18 protein-coding genes and 4 pseudogenes are annotated in these 21,952 nt (G+C 57.1%); 12 read left to right on the plus strand and 10 right to left on the minus strand.

What is annotated here, in order from left to right:
- Positions 1-437 (plus strand): annotated as a pseudogene (locus ALO80_RS26705) (MFS transporter); the annotation flags it as partial.
- Positions 438-443: 6 nt separating this feature from the next.
- On the opposite strand, the gene ALO80_RS26710 reads toward ALO80_RS26705, so the two are convergent.
- Both ALO80_RS26710 and ALO80_RS26715 read right to left on the minus strand, forming a co-directional pair.
- Entirely contained in the window at positions 444-1,277 is an 834-nt protein-coding gene (locus tag ALO80_RS26710) for a PhzF family phenazine biosynthesis protein (protein ID WP_055011150.1), read from the minus strand.
- A 115-nt stretch (positions 1,278-1,392) separates the two neighbouring features.
- On the minus strand, positions 1,393-1,875 hold the full coding sequence (locus tag ALO80_RS26715) for a multidrug/biocide efflux PACE transporter (protein WP_055011151.1): 483 nt from the start codon (positions 1,873-1,875) through the stop codon (positions 1,393-1,395).
- Between the two features lie 98 nt (positions 1,876-1,973).
- Between ALO80_RS26715 and ALO80_RS26720 the strand changes: the two genes are divergently transcribed.
- From ALO80_RS26720 to ALO80_RS26730, 3 genes are all read left to right on the plus strand, one after another.
- The gene (locus ALO80_RS26720; protein WP_055011152.1) at positions 1,974-2,858 is read left to right on the plus strand and encodes a LysR family transcriptional regulator; all 885 of its coding nucleotides are present in this window, start codon (positions 1,974-1,976) and stop codon (positions 2,856-2,858) included.
- Positions 2,859-3,030: 172 nt separating this feature from the next.
- The gene (locus tag ALO80_RS31670) at positions 3,031-3,249 is read left to right on the plus strand and encodes a DUF6434 domain-containing protein (protein ID WP_055011153.1); all 219 of its coding nucleotides are present in this window, start codon (positions 3,031-3,033) and stop codon (positions 3,247-3,249) included.
- Positions 3,250-3,466: 217 nt separating this feature from the next.
- Positions 3,467-5,560: a hybrid sensor histidine kinase/response regulator gene (locus ALO80_RS26730; protein ID WP_055011154.1), complete on the plus strand. Its 2,094-nt coding sequence runs from the start codon at positions 3,467-3,469 to the stop codon at positions 5,558-5,560.
- 11 nt (positions 5,561-5,571) lie between these two features.
- Here ALO80_RS26730 and ALO80_RS26735 read toward each other — a convergent pair whose 3' ends face one another.
- Positions 5,572-6,132 (minus strand): ankyrin repeat domain-containing protein, encoded by a 561-nt coding sequence (locus tag ALO80_RS26735; protein ID WP_055011155.1) that lies wholly within the window; start codon positions 6,130-6,132, stop codon positions 5,572-5,574.
- Between the two features lie 61 nt (positions 6,133-6,193).
- Entirely contained in the window at positions 6,194-7,699 is a 1,506-nt protein-coding gene (katB, locus tag ALO80_RS26740; RefSeq protein ID WP_054985318.1) for a catalase KatB, read from the minus strand.
- Positions 7,700-8,266: 567 nt separating this feature from the next.
- Between katB and ALO80_RS26745 the strand changes: the two genes are divergently transcribed.
- The 4 genes and pseudogenes from ALO80_RS26745 (at position 8,267) to ALO80_RS26755 (ending at position 11,917) form a co-directional block, all read left to right on the plus strand.
- Positions 8,267-8,992, plus strand: a complete 726-nt coding sequence (locus tag ALO80_RS26745) for a GNAT family N-acetyltransferase (protein ID WP_055011156.1) — start codon at positions 8,267-8,269, stop codon at positions 8,990-8,992.
- A 196-nt stretch (positions 8,993-9,188) separates the two neighbouring features.
- A pseudogene (locus tag ALO80_RS32680) lies at positions 9,189-9,923 on the plus strand (MCP four helix bundle domain-containing protein); the annotation flags it as partial.
- A gap of 309 nt (positions 9,924-10,232) precedes the next feature.
- Positions 10,233-10,829, plus strand: a pseudogene (locus ALO80_RS32685) (methyl-accepting chemotaxis protein); the annotation flags it as partial.
- A gap of 206 nt (positions 10,830-11,035) precedes the next feature.
- The gene (locus ALO80_RS26755; RefSeq protein WP_055011158.1) at positions 11,036-11,917 is read left to right on the plus strand and encodes a CAP domain-containing protein; all 882 of its coding nucleotides are present in this window, start codon (positions 11,036-11,038) and stop codon (positions 11,915-11,917) included.
- Positions 11,918-11,940: 23 nt separating this feature from the next.
- Here ALO80_RS26755 and ALO80_RS26760 read toward each other — a convergent pair whose 3' ends face one another.
- From ALO80_RS26760 to ALO80_RS26770, 3 genes are all read right to left on the minus strand, one after another.
- Positions 11,941-12,369, minus strand: a complete 429-nt coding sequence (locus ALO80_RS26760; protein WP_054985314.1) for a nuclear transport factor 2 family protein — start codon at positions 12,367-12,369, stop codon at positions 11,941-11,943.
- 140 nt (positions 12,370-12,509) lie between these two features.
- Positions 12,510-14,138: a methyl-accepting chemotaxis protein gene (locus ALO80_RS26765; RefSeq protein ID WP_055011159.1), complete on the minus strand. Its 1,629-nt coding sequence runs from the start codon at positions 14,136-14,138 to the stop codon at positions 12,510-12,512.
- Positions 14,139-14,323: 185 nt separating this feature from the next.
- Positions 14,324-14,953 carry a TetR/AcrR family transcriptional regulator gene (locus ALO80_RS26770; RefSeq protein WP_055011160.1) on the minus strand — a complete coding sequence of 210 codons (630 nt, stop codon included), beginning with the start codon at positions 14,951-14,953 and terminating at the stop codon, positions 14,324-14,326.
- Positions 14,954-15,178: 225 nt separating this feature from the next.
- On the opposite strand from ALO80_RS26770, the gene ALO80_RS26775 reads away from it, so the two are divergent.
- Positions 15,179-15,700, plus strand: coding sequence for a DUF3237 domain-containing protein (locus ALO80_RS26775; RefSeq protein WP_055011161.1), 522 nt, complete (start codon positions 15,179-15,181; stop codon positions 15,698-15,700).
- Between the two features lie 57 nt (positions 15,701-15,757).
- On the opposite strand, the gene ALO80_RS26780 is transcribed toward ALO80_RS26775, so the two are convergent.
- From ALO80_RS26780 to ALO80_RS26790, 3 genes are all read right to left on the minus strand, one after another.
- Positions 15,758-17,878 carry a TonB-dependent siderophore receptor gene (locus tag ALO80_RS26780; protein ID WP_054985310.1) on the minus strand — a complete coding sequence of 707 codons (2,121 nt, stop codon included), beginning with the start codon at positions 17,876-17,878 and terminating at the stop codon, positions 15,758-15,760.
- A 121-nt stretch (positions 17,879-17,999) separates the two neighbouring features.
- Positions 18,000-18,440, minus strand: coding sequence for a GNAT family acetyltransferase (locus ALO80_RS26785; protein ID WP_054985309.1), 441 nt, complete (start codon positions 18,438-18,440; stop codon positions 18,000-18,002).
- Positions 18,441-18,491: 51 nt separating this feature from the next.
- On the minus strand, positions 18,492-19,436 hold the full coding sequence (locus ALO80_RS26790) for an alpha/beta hydrolase (protein WP_055011162.1): 945 nt from the start codon (positions 19,434-19,436) through the stop codon (positions 18,492-18,494).
- A gap of 363 nt (positions 19,437-19,799) precedes the next feature.
- On the opposite strand from ALO80_RS26790, the gene ALO80_RS26795 reads away from it, so the two are divergent.
- The 3 genes and pseudogenes from ALO80_RS26795 to ALO80_RS26805 form a co-directional block, all read left to right on the plus strand.
- Positions 19,800-20,282 (plus strand): GNAT family N-acetyltransferase, encoded by a 483-nt coding sequence (locus ALO80_RS26795; RefSeq protein WP_002554160.1) that lies wholly within the window; start codon positions 19,800-19,802, stop codon positions 20,280-20,282.
- Positions 20,283-20,730: 448 nt separating this feature from the next.
- Positions 20,731-20,991, plus strand: coding sequence for a DUF1652 domain-containing protein (locus ALO80_RS26800; RefSeq protein ID WP_054985307.1), 261 nt, complete (start codon positions 20,731-20,733; stop codon positions 20,989-20,991).
- Positions 20,992-21,696: 705 nt separating this feature from the next.
- A pseudogene (locus ALO80_RS26805) lies at positions 21,697-21,952 on the plus strand (pyridine nucleotide-disulfide oxidoreductase); the annotation flags it as partial.

Consider the following 21,952-nt stretch of genomic DNA (forward strand, 5'->3'; position numbering starts at 1 on the left):
GTGTCGAAGCGTCCTATGCCGGGCTTGGCTACGCAGTCTTTGCCATGACCATGACGCTGGGGCGGCTGTCTGGTGACGCCATCGTCCGGCGGGTCGGTTCCAATCGGGTCATCATCCTGGGCGGTTTATGTGCGGCGGCGGGCCTGGCGGTTGCCACGTTGGTCCCGGCCTGGCAGGCGGCGCTGCTGGGCTATGCGTTGGTAGGCGCGGGGTGTTCGAACATCGTGCCGGTCTGTTACAGCGCAGTCGGCCGACAGAAAACCATGCCGGAAAGCGTGGCCATCCCGGCGATTACCACCGTCGGTTACGCCGGGATTCTGATCGGTCCTGCCGCAATCGGTTTTATTGCGCATGTCAGCAGTCTTGAGCTGGCGTTCATGATCGTTGCCGTGATGTTACTGGGCGTGGCGATCGGTGGCAGCAAGCTCAGGACGTGATGTTGACTACAAGGTACGCGCCATCCCCGACACCCGGATCGAACTCCCCGGTTGTTCAGGGATTTCGGCGCGCAGGCGTGACGGGCTGCCCATGTCCTCGCCCTGAATAATGTCTATCAAGCCGCCGTGCGGCCAACCGATATCGCGCAGATATCCGCCCAGCGCTGCTGTGGCTGCGCCGGTGGCCGGGTCTTCGTAGACGCCACCGAAGGCAAACGGATTGCGGGTGTGGAACAGCTGATCGGTTTCGGCCCACAGGAGCAGAATCGTGGCCCAGCCTTCACGTACCATCAGCTCTCGACCCGCTTGCTGGTCATAGCGCATGGCCTTGAGCCGGGTACGACTGTTCAGCGCCAGTACCAGGTGTCCGGCACCGCCATTGATGTGTGCTGGCGCAATGCGCTCATCCAGATCGCCATGCGTGTAGCCGAACAGCGTCAGCGCTTGCTCAAGCAATTGCGCACTGATCGGCTTGCTGAACGTCGCCGGCGACTGTAGCGCTGCCGAGGTCAAAGCGCCTTGCGCATGGCCTTCGACAGTGATATTCGCCTGATTGAGCGTCAGATTGAACACGCCATCGCCGTGCTGTGAGGCCAGCGCGGCCCCCAGGGCGATGGTTGCGTGCCCGCAAAACGGCACTTCTGCCAGCGGCGAGAAATACCGTACCCGCCAGCCATCTTCGACAGGCGCGGCGAACGCTGTTTCGGAAAAACCAATGTCGGCGGCAATCTGCTGCATGACGGCATCATCGGGTAACGCATTGCCGATCCAGACACCTGCCGGATTGCCACCGCGATCTCCATCGCTGAACGCCGCCAGTTTGAGTACTTCGGTTGTCATTGAAGAGAGCCTTCCTGTGGTCAGTGACAGACAGTTTGCAATGGAGCTGGCCGGATAATCCAGTGAGGAAAGCTGATGCAGTGCATTCAGGCACCTGATGCCTGAATCGGTGCGTTCAAAGCGCCTCACACCTCGCCACGCGCCGCTGCACGATACGCTCACGCAATGTGTCGTAGGCCCAGTTGAACAGCAGGGTGTACGGCAGAAACATCAGCAGCAGGCCGATGTCCAGCCAGAATGCTTCCATCAGGCTGATCGTCAGCCACCACGCGGCCAACGGCACGACGGCCAGAATCAGTCCGGCCTCGAAACCCATTGCGTGCAAGACGCGGGTCGTCAGGCTCATGGTCAATCCGTATCGGTTGCGCAGTCGGTCGAACAGGGCGTTGTAGACCATGTTCCAGAGCATGGCGACGGTCGAAATCATCACCGTCATGGCACCCATCATTACCAGCGAGTGGTTCATGATCCAGGCCAGCAGCGGTGCGACCAGAATCACACCGCCGATTTCGAACAGACTTGCATGCAACGCTCGCTCGCGCAGGGTTTTGGGCGCGACGGAGGCGTTCCGGGCGGCTCGCTGTTGGCTTTTGCTCATGATCACGTTGTCCTTTACTGGGTTCGTGGCAGCATTATCATCGGTGTTTGCGTTAAGCTGAAAATCAATACCATCGGTAAAGCCGATAAGAGAATGTCATGAGCTATTCGCCGGAAGCGCTGGAAGCCTTTGCCCAGATTGCCGCGCTGGGTTCGTTCAGTGCGGCCGCACGGCGTCTGGGCAAGAGTCAATCGACCATCAGTGAAGCGATTGCCCGGCTGGAGATCGATCTCGGGCTGGAGCTGTTCGATCGTTCATCGCGGCAACCGGTACTGACTGAAGCCGGGAGGGCCATGCTCGGCCGTGTCGACGACCTGCTGTGCGCTTCTGACCGCCTGCGCCGTACGGCCGCGCGGCTTTCGGCAGGGGTTGAACCGCGGTTGACGCTGGTGCTGTCGGATGCCAACCAGTTTGCCGATTTCGAGCGACTGATGACCGAGCTGGATCAGCGCTTTCCGGACCTGGAGATGGAATGCGTATTCGCCGAGCACGGTGATGCAATCAGCCTGGTGCAGTCGGGCAGGGCATCACTGGGGCTGCTGTCGGCGCAAGCCAGCTATCCACCGGAAATCGGTCACGCAACCATCGATGAAAGTGCCGACTTCGGCCTGTTCGTCTCGCATACGCATCCGCTTGCCGCGCTGGAGCGCGTTGACTATCAACAACTGGCACGTCATCGCGCATTGCGCCTCAATACGCTCGTCGAGCACAGCATTCCCACCGATGATCTGCCTACCAGCGGCCATCGTCATTGGTCGGCACCCAATTACCTGTTGCTGATGGACATGGCGGCCTTTGGTTTTGGCTGGTCGGCATTGCCACGCTGGCTGGTGTCACGCTATTCGGGCGGACTGTTGAAGGAGCTGAAGGTCTCCGGTTGGCCGCGTCGCTCGGCGGTAGACGTCATCTGGTCATTCCAGCGCAGCCTGGGACCAGCGGGGGCGTGGCTGCTGGAGTCGCTGGTGCCATTTGCTGGGGAGTGACGGGGCTGTCTTCAGAAACGATATGCAGCAGGCACAGGGTCTGTCGACGTGTTTTGCGCTGTACGGATGGCATGACCTGCAAGCCCTGCCATTGATGGCAATGCGCATGCTCGCAACCTGACGGATTTGTCGCTATAAAGTACAGACATTCATATGAAGAGCAGGGCTTGGCATGACGTTCGACTGGCACTCCGATCCTGTTACACGCGATACCGCCGTGGACAACCGATACCGGAATACGCAGAACGTGAGGCGGTTCATGATCGGACAGTGCGGGCCGTCGTTCAGGTTCGACCGGTCGTTCATGACATGGATCAGGAATGGCGAGGCCAAAAGCATGGGGCAAGTGGCGGACCAATGGTTGCGTCTGCAGGCATCTGTGCCGGAATAGAACTGATCTCGCGAACTGGAGATGCTTGCTCGGGCGAATGCCTGTCATTCGTCATGCTGTCTTGAGAACCACCTCCCACTGTGATTTTGTCGAAAGCCAGCGTTTTTCGAGTTCAAAATGCCATTATTTTTGCAAGCGGGCACTTTTTCTCGTAGCGTGCTCGTGCCGCCCTGTCTGACGGGAAAGCGGCACAACCAAAACCGCAGGTGCCGCCGCCGTGACCCCGACAGATTTACAACATCTCCAGAGCCGGTTGTCTGCGCTGGAGCAGGAAAACGCTTCGCTTAAAGAGCGCCTGAGCGTCAGTGGTCGGGAGGCTGAATACGCGCTGGCGCAATCTCAGGAGCGTTATCGTTTTCTGTTCGACGCGATGGATGAAGGCTTTTGCATCATCGAGTTCTTTGACGGCCCGCATGGACCGCTGAGCGATTACATTCACATCGAAGCCAACCCGGCTTATGAGTATCACGCCGGCATTGCCAATGTGGTGGGCAAGAAGCTGCGCGAGATGGTACGCGAAGAGGCCGATGGCTGGGTCGAGTTCTACGGCAAGGTATTGCGCACCGGAGAGCCGGTACGCTTCGAGCGCGAGTTGGTGGCCACCGGACGCTATCTGGCATTGACGGCATTTCGCATCGAGCCGGCCAGCCGCAGGCAGGTCGCCGTGTTGTTTCAGGACATCACTGAGCGCAAGCGTGCTGAACTGGCGTTGCAGCAACTGAACGAAACCCTGGAGGCGCGCATTGTCGAGGCCGTGGCCGAGCGCAACGTGCTCGCCGATGTCGTCAATGGCACTAACGCGTTCATTCATGTCGTCGACTGCAATTATCGCTGGATGGCCATCAATGGTTCCGCGCTGCGCGAGTTCGAGCGCCTTTTCGGTGTCCGTCCGCAAGTGGGCGACAATATGCTCGACTTGCTGGACAACTGTCCGCAGAGCAAAGCAGGGCTTGAACAGCGCTGGACGCGGGCGTTGTCGGGTGAGGAGTTTGCCGAAAACGTCAGCTTCAGCGATTCGAAAGATCCGGCCAGCCACTTCGAACTGCGCTACAGCACCTTGCGCAATGCAGAAGGACAGGCCATTGGCGCGTATCTGTTTGCCTACGACGTCAGCGAGCGGTTGCGCGAGCAGGAGCGCCTGACTCAGGCCGAGGAAGCCTTGCGTCAGTCGCAGAAGATGGAGGCTGTCGGCCAGTTGACTGGCGGTATCGCTCACGACTTCAATAACCTGCTCACCGGCATCACTGGCTCGCTGGAACTGCTCAAGACGCGCATGAGTCAGGGTCGTTTCACCGAAATAGATCGCTACATAGGTGCAGCCCAGGACGCGTCCAAGCGTGCCGCCTCGCTGACTCACCGCCTGCTGGCGTTTTCACGTCGGCAGACGCTTGACCCCAAGCCGGTAGATATCAACCGGTTGGTCATCGGGATGGAAGAGCTGATTCGACGTACCGTCGGGCCGCACATCACGCTGGAAGTCGTGACGTCAGTCGGACTGTGGTCAACGTTCATCGATGCCCCGCAACTGGAAAATGCACTGCTGAACCTGTGTATCAACGCGAGGGACGCCATGCCGCGAGGCGGGCGAATCACCATCGAGACAGCCAACAGGTGGATCGACGAGCGCGGCTCCCAGAGCCGTGATCTGACACCGGGTCAGTACCTGTCGCTGTGTGTCAGCGATACCGGCACGGGCATGTCGCCCGAGGTCATCAATCGGGCATTCGATCCGTTTTTCACCACCAAGCCATTGGGGCAGGGTACCGGGCTGGGTCTGTCGATGGTGTATGGTTTTGTGCGTCAGTCCGGCGGGCAAGTGCGTATTTACTCGGAACCTGATCAAGGCACGACCATGTGTCTGTACTTGCCGCGTCATTACCTCGGCGCTCCGGAAGAGATCGAGGCGGTCGGGGCTTGCGAATCGGCCCTGGCGCAGACCGAGCGCACAGTAATGATCGTTGACGACGAGCCGACCATTCGAATGCTGGTTGCCGAAGTGCTCGAAGATCAGGGGTATATCCCGATCGAGGCGGGCGAAGGCGCGTCGGCGCTCAAGGTGCTGGAGTCCGATGCACGTATTGACCTGCTGGTGACCGATGTCGGTTTGCCGGGCGGCATGAACGGTCGGCAACTGGCAGATGCCGCGCGCATGATTCGACCCGACCTCAAAGTGCTGTTCATCACCGGTTACGCAGAGAACGCGATCATTGGCAATGGTCACCTGGATCCGGGGATGTGGGTGCTCACCAAGCCGTTCACCATGGAAGCCTTCGCTGGCCGCATATACGAAATGATCGAACGCGAGGATTGAGCCAACAGCTGTCAGCGGGTCGGCAGTGCCTGGAATTCGCCCTTGGAGAGGCCTTGCACATCGTTGCCCATGCTGTCGCGGATATTCAGGTCGGCACCTTTGTCGGTCAACGCCTTGAGCACTTCAGTGCGTTTGAACAGCGCCGCATACATGGCGGCCGTCTGTCCGGCATTGTTGGTCAGATCAGGGCCGCAGTCGGCCTGAACCAGGCGCTTGGCGATGCTCAGTTCGCCCTTGAAAATCGCGCCCATCAGCGCCGTGTTGCCACGATTGTCCTTTGCGCAGGGATCTGCTCCGGCATTTATCAGGCGTTCCACCGAGTCTTCATGGCCGTGATAGGCCGCCAGGATAAGACCGGTGTAACCTTGCTCGTCACGCACATTGAGGTCGTAATGCGCCTCGATGAAGGTGTCCAGCATTGGATTGTTGCCTTCACGGGATGCATCGAAAAACAGCGTGCGCAGCTGACCGGCAGCCTGCTCGGCGGTCAGTTCCGACGGCGGTGTGGTTGTGGGTGGCGTGGCGTGTGCGGCTGCAGCAAACAGCAGCAAGCCATAGACAAGATTCTTCACAGGCATTCTCCTGGCTGGAACCGCCCCGGCGTTCGGAACGCCGGGGCGGGGCATCAGATCATCAGTCTTTGAGGCTTGCGGCCAGCGACTTGACCTTGCTCAGATCGCCTTTGGCGACTTCGGTTACCCGAGTGCCGTAATCCGGGTCTGCCTTGTACAGGAACGAAAGCATGATGTTCTTGCTCTCAGTGTCGGTATCAGCCAGTGACTCGCCAAAGCTCTGGACCAGGTCGGTCTTCTCTTTCGGGCTGTAGGAGCGATACAGATCACCTGCCTGCTTGAAGTTCTGCTCTCGCGTGATCTTCGCCTGCTGGGTAGTGCCACTGACTGGCAGCTCGCTGTAACGCGCTTTCTCATCAGCCGGACGCGGCTCGAGACGGCTTGGCTCGTAGTTGACACCACTGGTGGTGTGGCCACTATTCAGAGCACCATCCTGATTGCCATTGTTCACCGCAACTTTAGGCTGGTTGACCGGCAGGCTCAGACCATTCGCGCCCAGGCGATACATCTGGGTGTCGGCGTAGGAGAACACACGGCCTTGCAGCAGACGGTCTTCTGAAGGCTCGATGCCCGGTACCAGGTTGGCCGGTGCCATCGCGACCTGTTCGGTTTCCTGGAAGAAGTTGTCGACGTTCTTGTTCAAGACCATCTGGCCGATTTTCTTCTCGGGCACGTCTGGCCAGATCTTGGTAGCGTCCAGCGGGTCAAAGTCGAATTTCGACAGCTCTTCAGGCTTCAGGACCTGAACGTACAAATCCCATTTCGGGAAGTCGCCCTTCTTGATAGCGCCGACCAGATCGTTGGTCAGATGGCTGTAGTCCTTGGACTGCACCTGTGCGACTTCTTTCGGATCAAGGTTCTTGATGCCTTGCAGGGTCTTCCAGTGGAACTTGACGTAGTGCACTTCACCTTTGGCATTGACCAGCTTGTAGGCATGCACACCGTTGCCGTCCATAAAGCGATAGCCTGCCGGCGTGCCTTCATTGGAGTACAGCAGGGTCAGCGTACGGGTGGCTTCCGGGACATGCGAGAAGAAGTCGAAGCGACGTGAATCGTTGTCCAGGTTGGTACGCGGGTCGGGCTTGAAGGCGTGGACCATGTCCGGGAACTTGATAGCGTCACGAATGAAGAAGGTCGGGAAGTTGTTGCCTACCAGGTCCCAGTTACCGTCTGCCGTGTAGAACTTGGTGGCGAAGCCGTGAGGGTCGCGGAGGGTTTCAGGCGAGTGGTTACCGTGAACCACGGAAGAAAACCGCACGAATACCGGTGTTTTTTCGCCCGATTTGAAAACCGTTGCCTTGCTCAGGTCGCTGATGTCGGCCGATGCAGTGAACTCGCCTTTGACACCTGTACCACGGGCATGGACCACGCGCTCCGGAATACGCTCGCGATCAAAGCGCTGCAGCTTCTGCAGCAATTGCACGTCTTGCAACAGCACAGGCCCTTGAGCGCCTGCAGTCTGAGAGTTCTGGTTATCACCGACGACGGCACCATTGTCGCGGGTCAGGGTGTCGGCTGCAAACGCGGTCGGCACCGTGACGAGACCGACTGCAGTCAGACATACCATGTGTCTGGACCAGTTTAATAACGGCATTTTGAATCCCTCATATTTTTAGTAGGCCGGTTTATCTTAGGCGCGTGAGGGCAGTGCAGTGATTATAAAAATATATCGGGGTGATTGAGATAAATACTGGCGGGAACAGGGAACCGGACAAAATACGTTCATATTTAGTTGGGGTATCTGCCAAGTGGCTAATGACATCATGCCCTGAATGAAACCGTCTAAAATAAACGCGTTAGTTTTATAATTATCTGAAAGTAAAGCGTTTTTTATTAAATGTCGGTGCTCATTAAAACACCGTCAGGATTTAGTTATCAGGCTTAATGAAACTCATTATCAATGGTGCCTTACACGACTCTTGTCTTGCGTGTGGTGCGGTATGGGACGATCGTACGACATTCTGAATGTAATACTGAAAGTGGGTGGCTTTTTGATATTATTCTTTTGAGTCATCGTATAAGTTGCAACTAATTAGCTGTGTAGCAAGATGACACTATCGGTGGTCAGGGCGTCGACGCGCTATCATGTGGCCACATCCCGTCCATGTACACCCCCGCTTGGAGCCCTCGTCTCATGTCCACCATCATGCTGCTACACACCCCGCCGCCGGAGTTCATCCGTAGCCAGATACAGCAGATGGTCGTCGACTACGTAACCGACATCAGCATGGTAGCCATCGCACCGGACAATCCGCTGTACAACCTTTATCAGTACGGCGTTGGGTACGAGGTGCATCTGTACCTGAATGCCATAGGCGGTTCACACAGTCTGGCGGTGGAGCTGATCGTCGCGCTGGACGATGAAGACCCTGAAACCGTCTTGGGGTTTTTACTGTATCTGCCCGTGCAGGATGATCCGCAGGCCTGCGCAGTGGCCTACATGACGGTGCGCGAAAGCCATCGTCGTCAAGGCATTGCACGCTCGATGCTGGATAAAATGGTCGGTCGCTATCCACACGCCGAACTGTATTGCGTGGTCGACAAAGTGCCGTATTTCGAGGCGTCAGGCTTCCAGGTACTGGGCGCGCGCGGCCCGCAGGTCATCATGAATACCCGGGATCATGGAACTGATGGCTTGCTTGCCGTTATGGACATAGCACCGATCTATAGCTCGGTTGAAGTGCGTCAGATTCACGCGTACCTGATCAAGCAGCACGGCAAGAGCGCAATGATCGAAGCTGAGAAACAGCGTGACCACCATCTTGACCGGATGACCCGCGATGCCAGGGCGTTCGCCGAACAGCGCCTCGCGAAACATGGTCTGCCAGAAGATGTTGCGCAAACCTTCAGGCTGCACTGACAGCCGTACGGTAAGAATGAGGCTGAACCGATAGAGGGCGCTAGTTGCGCAAGCGTTAGTTGTCAAAGCCATCTATCAAAAAAGTGAAGGGCGTGCTGGAACGATCCAAATGAGGTGAAGTCATTATGACATCACCGATTTTCGATCACTCATTCCGGCACGGACGTCACCCCTCATTCAGCAACAGGTAAGCCCCATGAATTTCCTGCGTCAGTCCAAGTTTTCGACCAAGCTTCTTTCGGCATTCATCGTCTGTGCGTTGATTACACTGGCCGTTGGCGGCCTGGGTATGGTGGGCATTACCCGTCTTGCCAATGCGCTCGAGCTGACCTTTTCCAACAACCTTGTTTCTGTCAGCAACACCAATGAGACGCTGACCAGCCTCACCGCGCACAACCGTGGACTGTACCGTTTGCTCGATGCGCAGGACGGTGGTGTGTCTGAGGCCGACAAGGATCGAGTTCGTCAGGCACTGAACGACGATCTGGCTCGCGCTCAGAAAGTGTTCGCGATTTACCGCGCCACGCCTCTGGAAGATGACGAGCGTGCTGCCGGCGACCAGCTTGAGCTGATGCTGCCTGGCTACATCGCTGGCGCTCAGCAGGTGGTTGAACTGATGAGGGCTGGTGATTACGAAGCCGCCCGTGCCCGTCTGAACACGCTGTCCACCGACGGCTTTACCAAAGTACGCGGCTACCTGCGGACCATGATCGATTCCAACAACCGTCAGATCAAGGAGGGCGCTGCAGCCGCGGGCGACCTCAAGGCCACGTCGGTGCTGATGCTGGAGATTGGCGTTGTGATTGCCTTTCTGGTGGCAATCATGCTGGGCGTGCTGATCACCCGGATGATTACCCGACCGCTGGCTGTCGCGGTAGCCAGTGCTCAGCGCATTGCGGGGGGCGATCTGACCCAGCCCATTGTCTCTGACCGTGGCGACGAGGCCGGGCAACTGCTGGACGCGCTGTCCGACATGCAGACCGGTCTGAAACATACCATTCAACAGATTGCCAGCGCCTCTGACCAGTTGGCCTCTGCTGCCGAAGAACTGAGTGCCGTGACGGATGAAAGCACGCGTGGGCTGACCCGCCAGAACGACGAAATCCAACAGGCTGCGACCGCCGTCAATCAAATGACCGCTGCGGTGGAAGAAGTGGCGCGCAATGCGGTATCGACGTCCGAGGCGTCCAAGGCTGCGACGGATGATGCCGTCGATGGTCGTGGCCAGGTGGATCATACGGTCAAGGGCATTACCACCATGGTGCACGAGATCACCGAGTCCACTGGTGCTGTTTCGGAGCTGGCCGGCCATGTGCGCGAAATCAGCAAGGTGCTGGACGTCATTCGCAGCATCGCCGAGCAGACCAACCTGCTGGCGTTGAACGCTGCCATCGAAGCCGCGCGCGCCGGTGAACAGGGGCGCGGTTTTGCGGTGGTGGCTGACGAGGTGCGTGCCCTGGCACACCGCACTCAGGCGTCGACCGTGGAAATCGAAGGCATGATCAGTACTGTGCAGTCCGGTGCCGATGGCGCTGTTGCTGCGATGGGCAAGAGCCTGTCACTGGCCACCAATACTCAGGAGCTGGCACTGCGCGCCGGTGCAGCGCTAGAGAAGATCACACTTGGTGTAGCCACCATCAACGAACGTAATCTGGTTATTGCCTCGGCTTCCGAAGAGCAGGCCCAGGTTGCCCGCGAGGTGGATCGCAATCTGCTCAACATTCAGGACCTTTCGACCCAGAGCGCTGCAGGTGCCAACCAGACCAGTGCGTCCAGTCAGGAACTGTCGCGACTGGCCACCTCATTCAATTCGCTGGTCGCCAACTTCAAGCTGTAATTCGTTTCACCCGGGCAGTGCCCGGACGCTGCTCCCGTCTTATCTGTGCGGTTTGCGCCGCAAGGGGAGCCTCCTCTGGGCGCACATGGTTGGTGCTCCGGGTGAGTGCTCTGGCGATTAAATTCCGCTCAGGCATGAAAAAGGCGTTGCGTCCGACCGGGTTATTTCGCGCATCATAGGCGGACTCAGCCCGAGAGAGACTCTTCATGCCTGTTATTTTCAACACCCTGCGCCTGTCGCTCCCGAGAGTATGCTTATCATTTATGGCGGTGCTGTGCTCCGGGATACTTGCCAGTGCTGCGCTGGCCAGTGACGAAACGCAACTGGTCGAATCCCTCAATGCCTACCGTGGTCAGGCACAACGTTGTGGCGAACAGGTGTCGATGGAACTGCCACCGCTGACCAGCGACGCACGTCTGGTACTGCCCGCCAGTGGCAACCTGGACCTGCAGCAGGCGCTGACGCGTGCCTCTTACCCGATGGTCACCGTGCAGGCGATCAGCCTGTCCGGCCCGAGTGACGCCGACTCGGCGCTGAAAGCCGTACTGGAGAGTTTCTGTCGCGTAGTGCTGGACCCGCAGTTCGTCGATATCGGGGTTAGCCGGGAAGGGCGAGACTGGCGCATTGTACTGGCACGTTCTCTGGTGGCCTCACGCCTCGGCGATTGGCAGGCAGAAGGGCAAAAGATTCTGGAAATGGTCAACAATGCCCGCACCCAGGCGCGTCAATGTGGTACGCAATCCTTTGCTGCTACGACGCCATTGACCTGGAACCTTGTACTGGGCACGGCGGCACAACACCATTCGCGAGCGATGGCCAATCAGAACTTTTTCGACCACAAGGATCGCGACGGCCGCACGCCGGGCGACAGGGCCGAACTGGCAGGGTATGCAGGCCAGCAGGTCGGCGAGAACATTGCTGCGGGCCAGGACAGTGCGCGCAAGGTCGTGGACGGCTGGCTGGTGAGTCCGGGCCACTGCGCCAACCTCATGAGCCCTGATTTTCGCGAAATGGGAGCAGCCTACGCGATGGACCCCAAAAGTGACGCAGGGATTTACTGGACAGCGATGTTCGGCACACAGCAGTAGCGCTCTGCCTTGAACGCTGTCAGTTAAAAGCGGAAGGCCTGACGGCCGATGAGCAGCCATTGGCCATTCTGCTTTTGCCAGATCTGGAAGTTCTCGATTTCCGTCGGCACAACCTTGCCGCTGTTCACCGCTTGTGCCGAGAAGTGATTGCGTACCAGCGCGACGTCGCCGGACAGGGTGATCTTCTGATTGAGCATCTTCAGGTCATTGAACGCGCTCTTGCCGGTTTCGATGTCGGCAATGAAGGCTTTTTTGTCCTGGATGTTACCGCTGGAGTGCCCATACGTGAGGTTGTCGGCGGTCAGCGCCTCGAGTTGCGCTATATCCTTGTGCCACATGGCTTGTGTCAGCTTATCGACCGCGCTGGCAACGTCAGCCTCGTCGGAGGTTGCGGCTGCGACGTAACCGGTGAACAGGCACATAAAGGCCATTAGCAGTGTCAGCTTTTTCATGTTTATCCCTTTTCTTGTCGTTATTGAAGGTAAGCAGGATTGTGCAGACGAAATGATTCATCTGTCGTCGTACAACTTAGATCAGGGCGGGCCATTCGACAAGAGGAGATGCCGGGAAGCGTACTTTCCGGCGAAGGTGCTTAAACGCGAAACTGCTTGGTAAGACGGTTAAGGCCAGAAGCCAGTGTCGACAGCTCGGCAGTGGCAATCGCGGTCTGATTCGAGCCCTCTGACGTTTGGCTGGACAGGTCACGAATGCTCACCAGACTCCTGTCCACCTCGCGAGCTACCTGTGCCTGCTCTTCGGCGGCGGTAGCGATCATCAGGTTACGTTCATTGATCTGGCTGATGGATTCGGTGATATCGAGCAGCGCCTTGCCAGCGCCATTGGCCATTTCCAGCGTCTTGTGCGCCTGAAAGCTGGTCTGCTCCATGGCAGTGACGGCATTGCCAGTGCCGGTTTGAATCGAACTGACCATCTGCTCGATTTCGCGGGTCGATTGCTGGGTACGATGCGCCAGTGCCCGGACTTCGTCCGCGACCACCGCAAAGCCTCGTCCGGCTTCGCCTGCGCGGGCAGCTTCGATGGCCGCGTTGAGTGCCAGCAGGTTGGTCTGTTCTGCAATGGCGCGGATCACGTCCAGCACCTTGCTGATGTCGGTTGCCATGACGGCCAGGCCTTGTACCTCGGTGGAGGTTATCTGCACCTTGGACACCATCAGGTTGATTGCCGTGACGGTTTCATCGACTTGCGCACGTCCGGCCATGGCCGCCGTGCTCGATTGAGAGGTCACCTGCGAGGCCGATGCGGCGTTGCTGGCCACTTCCTCTACTGCCGCGCTCATCTGGTTGACGGCCGTGGCTGCCATCTCGATCTCGTTGCTCTGACGCTGGATAGTGCGCGATGCGTCTTCGGTGACTGCGTGCATCTCCTCGGACGTCGCGGCCAGTTGGGTTGAAGAGTCACCGATCAGTGTCAGGGCGCTGCGCAGGTTGGTTTGCATCAACGCCAGTGCTGCGATCAGTCTCGCTGCTTCATCACTGCCGTCTTGTGGAATGTCTTTGCTCAGGTCATTGGCCGCAATGCGTTGCGCAATGTTCAGTGATTCACCGATCGGCCCGGTCAGGCTGCGGGTATACATCCAGGCCAGCAGCAGCGTCGCAATTACACCGGCTGCGATAAAGATACTCACCATCCACAAGGTTTGCTGGTAGGCAGACTCGGCTTGATCACCCGCTTTTTCTGCCTTGCTGTCATTGATACCAATGAGTTTCTTCAGTGTATTTTCGACCTGATCCGCCGCACTTTTCATTTCGCCGTTGGAGATGGCGACGGCTCCCTCAAGATTGCCAGCAGCGACAGAGGCCAGATAACGATCCTGAGCGGTCTGATAGTCAGAATTGGCTTTGCGGAGTTCTTCGAACGCCTGACGCCCTTGAGGCGTAACGAGCAGCTTGCTGAGGGCATCCGAATAACCGGCAATCAGCGCACGGGACTGTTGAATGTCGCTGAGCGCCTTGGTCCTTCGATCCTGGGGCTCGAGGGGGTTTCGCAGGCGAGCGTTATTGCCCCTGATTCCTACAAATTCCCTGTCCAGAGAGCCGAGCAGTTTTACGCTGGGCAGGACATTGGTTTCGATGAATTTTTCTGCGGTATTGAGCTGTGCGGCCTGACGCAGGGCCAGTAAGCCCAGAGCGACGATCATCAGGCAGAAAATACCGAAACATAAAGCCGAACGCGGGGCGAGGTTGAGTTTGCGCAGGATCATTGCTGTTTCTCCGAGGTAGGCAACAAGCTATCGCCTGCCTTGGGGTTTTCTTGACGTCTTGCGCACATTCGAAATCAGATTTCGGATCAAGCCTTTCAGAGAAATGGTAAGAAAATATTTCTAGTTGTGACTGAATTGCATTTGAATGGTGTGTAAAGCGGGCTGCCTGCCGCAGCCCCATCGAATCACCGCGCTTCCATACCCAGCATGAAGGTATCGACTGCTCGCTTGACCATTTTTTGAATCTGCTCGACACCCAGGCGCTCGGGGGCTTGCTGATAGAGACGGATGTCGGTTTCGGCAGTCAGCAAGGAGGTCAACTGCAGCGCAGCAATATGCGGATCGGTTTTGCGCAGCTGGCCGCGCTGCATGGCCGCAGTCATCAGTGTGGTGACGGTTTGCAGGCATTCCCGAGGGCCCGAATCGTAGAACATCATGCCGATGTCGGAGTGCCCGGATTCGGCTACCACCATGCGGTACACCGCCAACGCACTGTCATCATTGATGAGTACCATCAACATTCGCTCCCCGAAGCGGGTGAACAGCGTTCTGAGGTCTAGTTCCGTATCGGTGCCTGTGTCGTCATAGGTCGCCAGTTCTGAAACAGCCTCGGCCAGATGGGCGGTTGCAAGCCGGTTGACCACTGCGATGAACAGTTCTTCCTTGGACGGAAAATAACTGTAGATCGTCGCCTTGGAGCCGCCCATTCGCTTGGTGACTTCATTCATCGACGCGCGCTCGTAGCCCATTTCGAGGAAGACGCTTGCTGCGGCATCAATGATGGCTTCGCGGCGTGCTTCAGTACGCACCTTCATTTATATGCTCAATCCTTTAGTGAACCGTGTAGTACAGGTAATGCAGAATTCTCTAGACTGGAACTGAACCGTTCGGTACGATTTCAGCCGACTCCGTGGAGCTTACTGGAAAAGACGGCGCAGATAAATGCCGACGGATCGACGCTCTGTATATTTTGCCAACCCGATGGACTGCGCCAGGGTATCCATTGCTCGAAATCCTTCAATGATGGAGTGAACAGGTCCATGAACATCATCGATTTCAAGAAGCCCGTCAAACGCTCTTTTCGTGGTAATACGGCAGCGGTGCCACAGCTTGAAAAGGTGCTGACCGTCACGTTGAGAACCGATGCGCCTGTCCTGCTAGGCATATGCAGCGATGGGCTGCGCAGCAACAGCAGGATTCTGGGCGGTGAGTTTCATGGCGAATATTTCAGCGGTTCGGTGCTGGCTGGCGGTAGCAATATGCTGGTCGAGTTGTCGTCCGAGCTTGCTTTTCTCGACACACGTTTCACCCTGATCACTCAATTGGGTGAACTGATCAACATTGAAAGCAGGGGCGTTCTGCTGATGGACGAAGTGGGTCAGCAGGAGTTGCAGAACGGGATCTGGCCGATCAGTGAAGGCCATTACCAATGCACCTGTACGCCGCGCTTCCAGGTTTCTCTGGGCCCTAATGAATGGCTGGAGAAGAGCGCTTTCATTGGCCGGTTCGAATACATTCAAGGCAATGAAACGCTGATCAGTTTTTACCGGATGAAGCCCTGATCATCCCTGCGATTGGTCAAGGAGCAAGCCTCTGCAGGCCTGCTCCGTTGCCACTGCTTAGAACGTGACGCTGGCGCTCAGGCGCGCAGTGCGGGGTTCGCCAACGTTGACCTGCAACTGGCTGCCGGTACTGGAAGGGTAGTATTGCTTGTCGAACAGGTTATCCACGTTCAATTGCAGACGCGTCTTGTAACCGGCCATGGGCACGTCCCAGCGCAGAAATGCATCGGCTACGGTGTAGCTGCTCATGTAGAAGGTATTGGCATCGTCGCCAGCGCGCTCGCCGACATAGCGCGCGCCGCCGCCGGCATGCCAGTCGCCCAGATCGGACGGGATCTGCAGATGATGGGTGAGGTACAGGCTGGCAGTGTGCCTGGGTGCCTGGCTCAAACGATTGCCCTTGTTGCTCGGATCATCAAGCACTTCGGTGTGGGTATACGCGTAGGTGCCGATCATGTCCCAGCGTTCGGCTATGCGCCCGGTCACGTCCAGCTCCACCCCTTGTGAACCCACCTTGCCAGCCGCCTCGCTGACGCCGGTCACGCCGGTGGGGGTGACGACGTTTTTCTTTTCGATGTCGAATACAGCGAGGTTGACGTTGAGCTCGGGTGCCAGCGCGTATTTGGCCCCGACCTCATAACTGCGGCCTTCTTCCGGATCGAAGGTCGTGCCGTCATCGTTGACCTCATCATTGGGTACGAACGAGCGGCTGTAGTTGCCGTACAGCGACAGGTCTTCATTGACCTTGAAGACCAGACCGGCCATCGGCAGGAATACATCGTCATTGCTGTCCAGGTTCACCGTGCGGCTGGCACCCAGACCTTGTTTGATGTACTGGTCATAATGCTGATAACGGCCACCCAGGACCAGAATCCAGCGATCGTTCAGGTGCCAGTTGTCCTTGAGGTAAATCGACGATGACGTCAGTTGATTGCTCAGGTTGCTGTTTGCCGCACTGACCACACTGGGCTCTGCCAAACCGCCATAGCTGGGCGAAAAGATGTTGAAGCCGTTCTGGGCGGTGTTGCGGTAGGTCTTGCCGCGATACTTGTCGGAATCCTCCTGCTCGGCACCGATCAGCACATCATGCTGCTGGCCGAGAATCTCCTGTTTGCCGATGAAGTCCCAACTGGCATAGCGCGTTTCGTAATCATAATGGCCACCATTGGCCTGACGACGCAGTACACCGCTGCTGGAGAGCGTGCTCGGTTGTGCAATAGAGAGGCTGTAGCGGTCGTTGTTCCAGCCGTAGGTCAGGCGGGTTTTCCAGTCGTCACTGAGCTGGTACTCGAAACGCGCGGTTGCGGTTTCGCTGATGCCGACCGTATTGGACCACTTTTCGTCCAGGCGCTTGTCGTAGCTGATATCCGCCGGATGGCCACCCGTGAACACCGTACCGCGGTCGAACGGACTGACGTAATCGTTGTATTCATAGGCGAGTGTCAGGCTGGCGCGCTCTCCGGTCCAGGACAGCGATGGTGCGATCAGGGTGTGTTGGTCGACGCCATAGTTGCGCCAATAGTCCTCGCTCTGACGTTCTGCCACCAGGCGGTAAGCCAGCCCGGAGTCGCCCAGCGGGCCGGTGGTGTCGATGCCGAAGCTGCCGCCGCCTTCGCTGTAGGCCGAGCCACTGAGTGTGGTGCTTTGCACGTATTGCGGCTGTTTGCTGATTACGTTGATCACGCCCCCCGGCTCCATCGCTCCGTACAGCAGCGATGCCGGGCCTTTGAGCACCTCGACGCGATCGGTGGTGGCACCGAAGTTTTTCGATACCACCGAGCGCACGCCGTCACGCAGGATCGAGCCGTCGTCGTTGGTGCCGAAACCACGCTTGATCACTGAATCCTTGGTGTTGCCCAGGGTATTGCCCTGGCTGACGCCACTGACGAACTTCATCGCATCGTCCAGCGAGCGCACGTTGTAGTCGGCGATGGTCTGCGGCGTCACCACATTGACCGACTGTGCCTCTTCCTTCAGCGGTACATCACTCTTGCTGGCGGTGCTTGCGCTGTTGGCACTGTAACCTTCCTGGGTTTCGGTGGCGGCTGCGGATACTTGCGTGGCCGGCAAGGTTGCAGTTTCAGCCGCATGCACAGCGCTGCTGGAATATATCGCCAGAGAAAGTGCGGAAAGCAGAAAAGCGCCGGGACGGCGAGGGCGTAAGGAGGAAGTGCTCAAGTGAGATGCTCTGCTAGGACGTTAATAGCAATAATTGTAATTTGATATTAATTCTCATGTAAATAAATGAATGATCCTGAGGCGGGCTTCGATCGCCCTGGCGGGTCGGCCGCTCTGCCGGTCAGGATTGAGTCGGTACGTTGGCAGCAATCCGTTTACCCATGCTGATGATGGCTTCAGGTGTGTATCCCAGCGTTTGGTAAAAGGCCTGCACACATTCGTTGAACGTATGAATCTGCAGGTTGATCTTGACGCAGCCAAGATCTGTCAGGGCTTGTTCTGCGTGCTTGACCAGCATTGTTCCCAGCCCTCGGCCGCGCTGTTGCGGGTCCACTGCAACCGAATACAGCCAGCCGCGATGGCCGTCGTAACCGGCAAGAAGGGTCCCGGCCACACGGCCGTCTGCAACAGCGACGAAAAACAGTCGGTCCTCGACAGCCAGTTTTTTGTTGATCGACAGGTCCGGGCGATTATGTGGCTGGTCGTCGTTGAAAACTGTCTCCCACAGTTCGATGACCGCGAGACGGTGTAACGAATCTGAATACTCGACAATGCAGTTCATTGTGCGGTCCTTTGATGAGCGCGCAGGATGCGGCGTCGCGTCCGGCAATGTCTAACCGGCGTTCCTGGACGGCTGGTCCTGTGTTGTGACCCTGGGGAGCGAGGCGGGTGTGTCGAGCAGTGTACGGATAGCGCGACTGTAAGCGGGCTGCCCGAGTTGCATGCTGTTGTTGTGCGTACCGCCGGGTACGAGCAGCAGTTTCTTGGGCTCCTGTGCCGCGTCAAACAGCTGCTCGCTGAAACGAGCCGGTACATAGCGATCTTCGGTGCCGTGCACGATCAGAACGGGCATGTGGATGTCTGCAATCTTGTCCAGAGAGTCGAACTTCTGAGACAGCAGCCAGCGCACCGGCAACGAGGTATTGGCGAGCGCGGTGGCCACATCCGCCAGATTGGTGAAGGTCGACTCTATTATCAGCCCGCGGGCCTGAATCGGTGCATTGTCCTTTTTTGCGTCTCTGCCCAGTTCGGCCGCCAGGTCCACTGCAACTGCGCCCCCTAGAGAATGTCCGTAGATCAGCCTGCGTTGCGGATCGGGTTGTAATTGCTTCAGGCGCTGCCACGCGACACGTGCGTCTTCATACACGGATTTCTCTGACGGCAGTTGGCCCATGCTCTGACCGAAACCCCGATAGTCGATCGCCAGTATGGAATAGCCCTGTGCCTTGAGTTGCTGGATTCGAAACAGCTGGCCTGTCAGGTTCCACCTTGAACCGTGCAGGTACAGCACGGCTGGCGCGTTCCGGTCTGACGCAGGCCACCACCAGGCGTGGATATTCTGCGATGTACCAAATGAAGGCGCGCGGAGTTCGATTTCCTGCACATCGGCGGGCAGACCGCTGTACCAGCTGGCCGTACCGGGCTCAATGCGAAATACCAGTTCGCGCTCCTTGTGCTCGAGCACCGCACAGCCGACCGGCAGACCAAGAATGATGGCCGACATGCAGATCCATCCAAGGGGGCGGGCTTTGAAACGCGCCAGAAGTGAAATCGGCATAAGACGAGTGTTCCAGTCAACAAAGTGAAATAAATGCCGGTTCTGCAGGCGGGTTGCAAGACGAACTGCCAAACATGGGTTACAGCATATTGCACAGCCAGCCAGCGGGCAGGTTTTCCAGCCGAACCCTAGCGATGTACATGCAACGCCCTATGCTTCAATACGTTGCGCCAAAGGGCCGAATGCAGCGTCAACGAAGTCGCTCATTAGCACGATTCGTTATTGGGCTGGCCCTTTTTGATAGCCGGGGATTATGCTGTGTCGTTACGGGCGCTGTATTTTTGTCACCTGCCGCCGCCCGAGACGTCGATTTGCTTGCCGTGTACTCGCGCTTTCTTCAATTTCTTCAAGAGGTTACCGCCTATGTTTCATCATCGCCCCCTGGAAGAAAAAGATATCCCCACCATCTGCGAATTGCCGCAGAACGCCGACGAACTGTTCTACATGTTCCCCAGAGCCACCTATCCGCTGACCGCTTCGCAGCTCAGCGAAGCGCTGGAGACTCGTCATGACTCGACCGTCATCGAGATGGATGGCGAAGTGGTCGGTTTTGCAAATTTCTCTCAGTGCAAATTTCGCGGTCGCTGCTCGCTGGGTAACGTCATTATCGCGCCCAAGGCCCGCTCCAAAGGGGTAGGGCGGTACATGATCACCAGCATGATGGGGATCGCTTTCGACAAGCACGAAGCAACGGAGCTGATTGCGTCCTGCTACAACCATAACGTGCCTGGCTTGCTTTTTTACCCGCGGATGGGGTTTCGCCCGTATGCCATCGAAGAGAAACGCGACAAGCAAGGTGCGCGGGTCGCGTTGATCCATCTGCGCCTGTCCGGTTCGGAACAGTAAGCTTCTTTATCGGGGCTCGCTCGGTCGCATCGGTCCGGGCGTGCCTTTTACGGTCGACCTTTTTGTGAGCGGTTCGCTGAAAGTACCGTCTGCTTTGCGGGTACATCCACTTCAGTGTCCGACCGTTCGTCAGTCTTTGTACGGTTTAATGCAAACCGTTTCATACACCCTGAACTCTGTCCATCAGCAGGACCCTTGAAATCATTACGGTGAATCGTTTTTCCTGTCGATTTTTCAATAAAGAACCGTGTTAAAAGTGTTAAGGATATTTTGTTGTGGAAGTTGCTTGAAGGCCGGGGTGAGGTGTATAACTGCTTTAAGCATCACGTGAGTGACGACGGATAATTGGCGGGCTTGCGTGGGCCGTTTTTAAAAGAGTCATCAACAATAAAAATTATCAATATTTGTCACTGTCGGGACGTGCTTACACACATAAGGAGATAAAGAAATGATCGCGAGTGGACTGTCTGAGTTAGAACTCCGGAGCATCGTTGAACGTGCGTTCCTGCCGTTGCGCTGTACCTGCACGATTGCCAACGATCAGATGACGGTGCAGATAAGCGACCCTGCATCGGGCCGCACCCATCGCCAGACGAGCCTTCCGCTCAGCCGTATCAATACGGTTCGGGATATCTCTGCGCTGGTTGCCGAGCTGCGTGAAGAACCGGCCAAATCAAGAGTGTCGCGCGCGCATTACAGCGCTGCCTGATACTGCTGCATCCCCCTGATGCCACGGCATCACGCTGTGAGGCCCTGATCATCGCTGATCGGGGCCTTTTCGTTTGTATCGAATAGCGTTGGCCATCGCCAGGCCACCTTATGGCGACAGGTAAGTTGTATCAGGCAGAATGACTGGTACCAGGGATGTACTGTGCTCGCCAAATTAACAGCGTCGAAGAAATGCTGTTCAAACGTCAGGCAATAAAAAAATAAAAGAAACCCGCGTCACGGTTTAGTGTCGGTGCAACTGCATCTGCGCCGCGCGTCTGGCAAGACAAGATCAGTCAAATCATCAGGTTATAGCGCGTGGTTGAACTGTTTGCTCTGTGCTCGGCTGATTTGACACCGTTGTGTTTCTTTGCAACTATTCAATTGCCTGTCTTGTCACGCTTTTTTTGTTGATAAAAAACGCTACCCTCAAAACACCGCCTTGGAAAAGGCGGCGGTAGCAATGAAAGTAGTGGGTCAGCTCAAAACTTCATGCTGTTGCCGTTGGTGTCACTGTAACTTTCTGTAAAAACACTTCTTTTATATGACGACTCATCACCTCGGTGAATGAGCATCCGTCAGCATTCGGCTGTATGTGTTTCGCCTCGAATCGTGCATGGACGCTGGTTCGCCGTATCAGCCAGGTATTCGATCAACCAGTACTTCTGGAATGCACCAACGTATGAAATGACGATGGAGCATCATCATGTTTGATAACGGTATGGAAACAACCTGCGGTTGCGTCGTCGGGGGAGCCGGTCTTGCCGGCATGGGGTTCTTGTTCAACGCTTTGAAGAGCGACGCGATGCCCGGGCTTTCGGCAAAAGGACTGATCGTCATTGATGCAAGTGACCGGCCTGGGGCCGGTGTGCTGGGAGACTACCGAATTACCGCCAACTCGGTAGGCGATGTGTTCATCGATTGCCTGCGTGACCCGGCGCTGTATGAGGTATTCAAGCCAT

Origin of the sequence: Pseudomonas caricapapayae, from assembly GCF_001400735.1 — a bacterium.
In the GTDB taxonomy this organism is placed as follows: domain Bacteria; phylum Pseudomonadota; class Gammaproteobacteria; order Pseudomonadales; family Pseudomonadaceae; genus Aquipseudomonas; species Aquipseudomonas caricapapayae.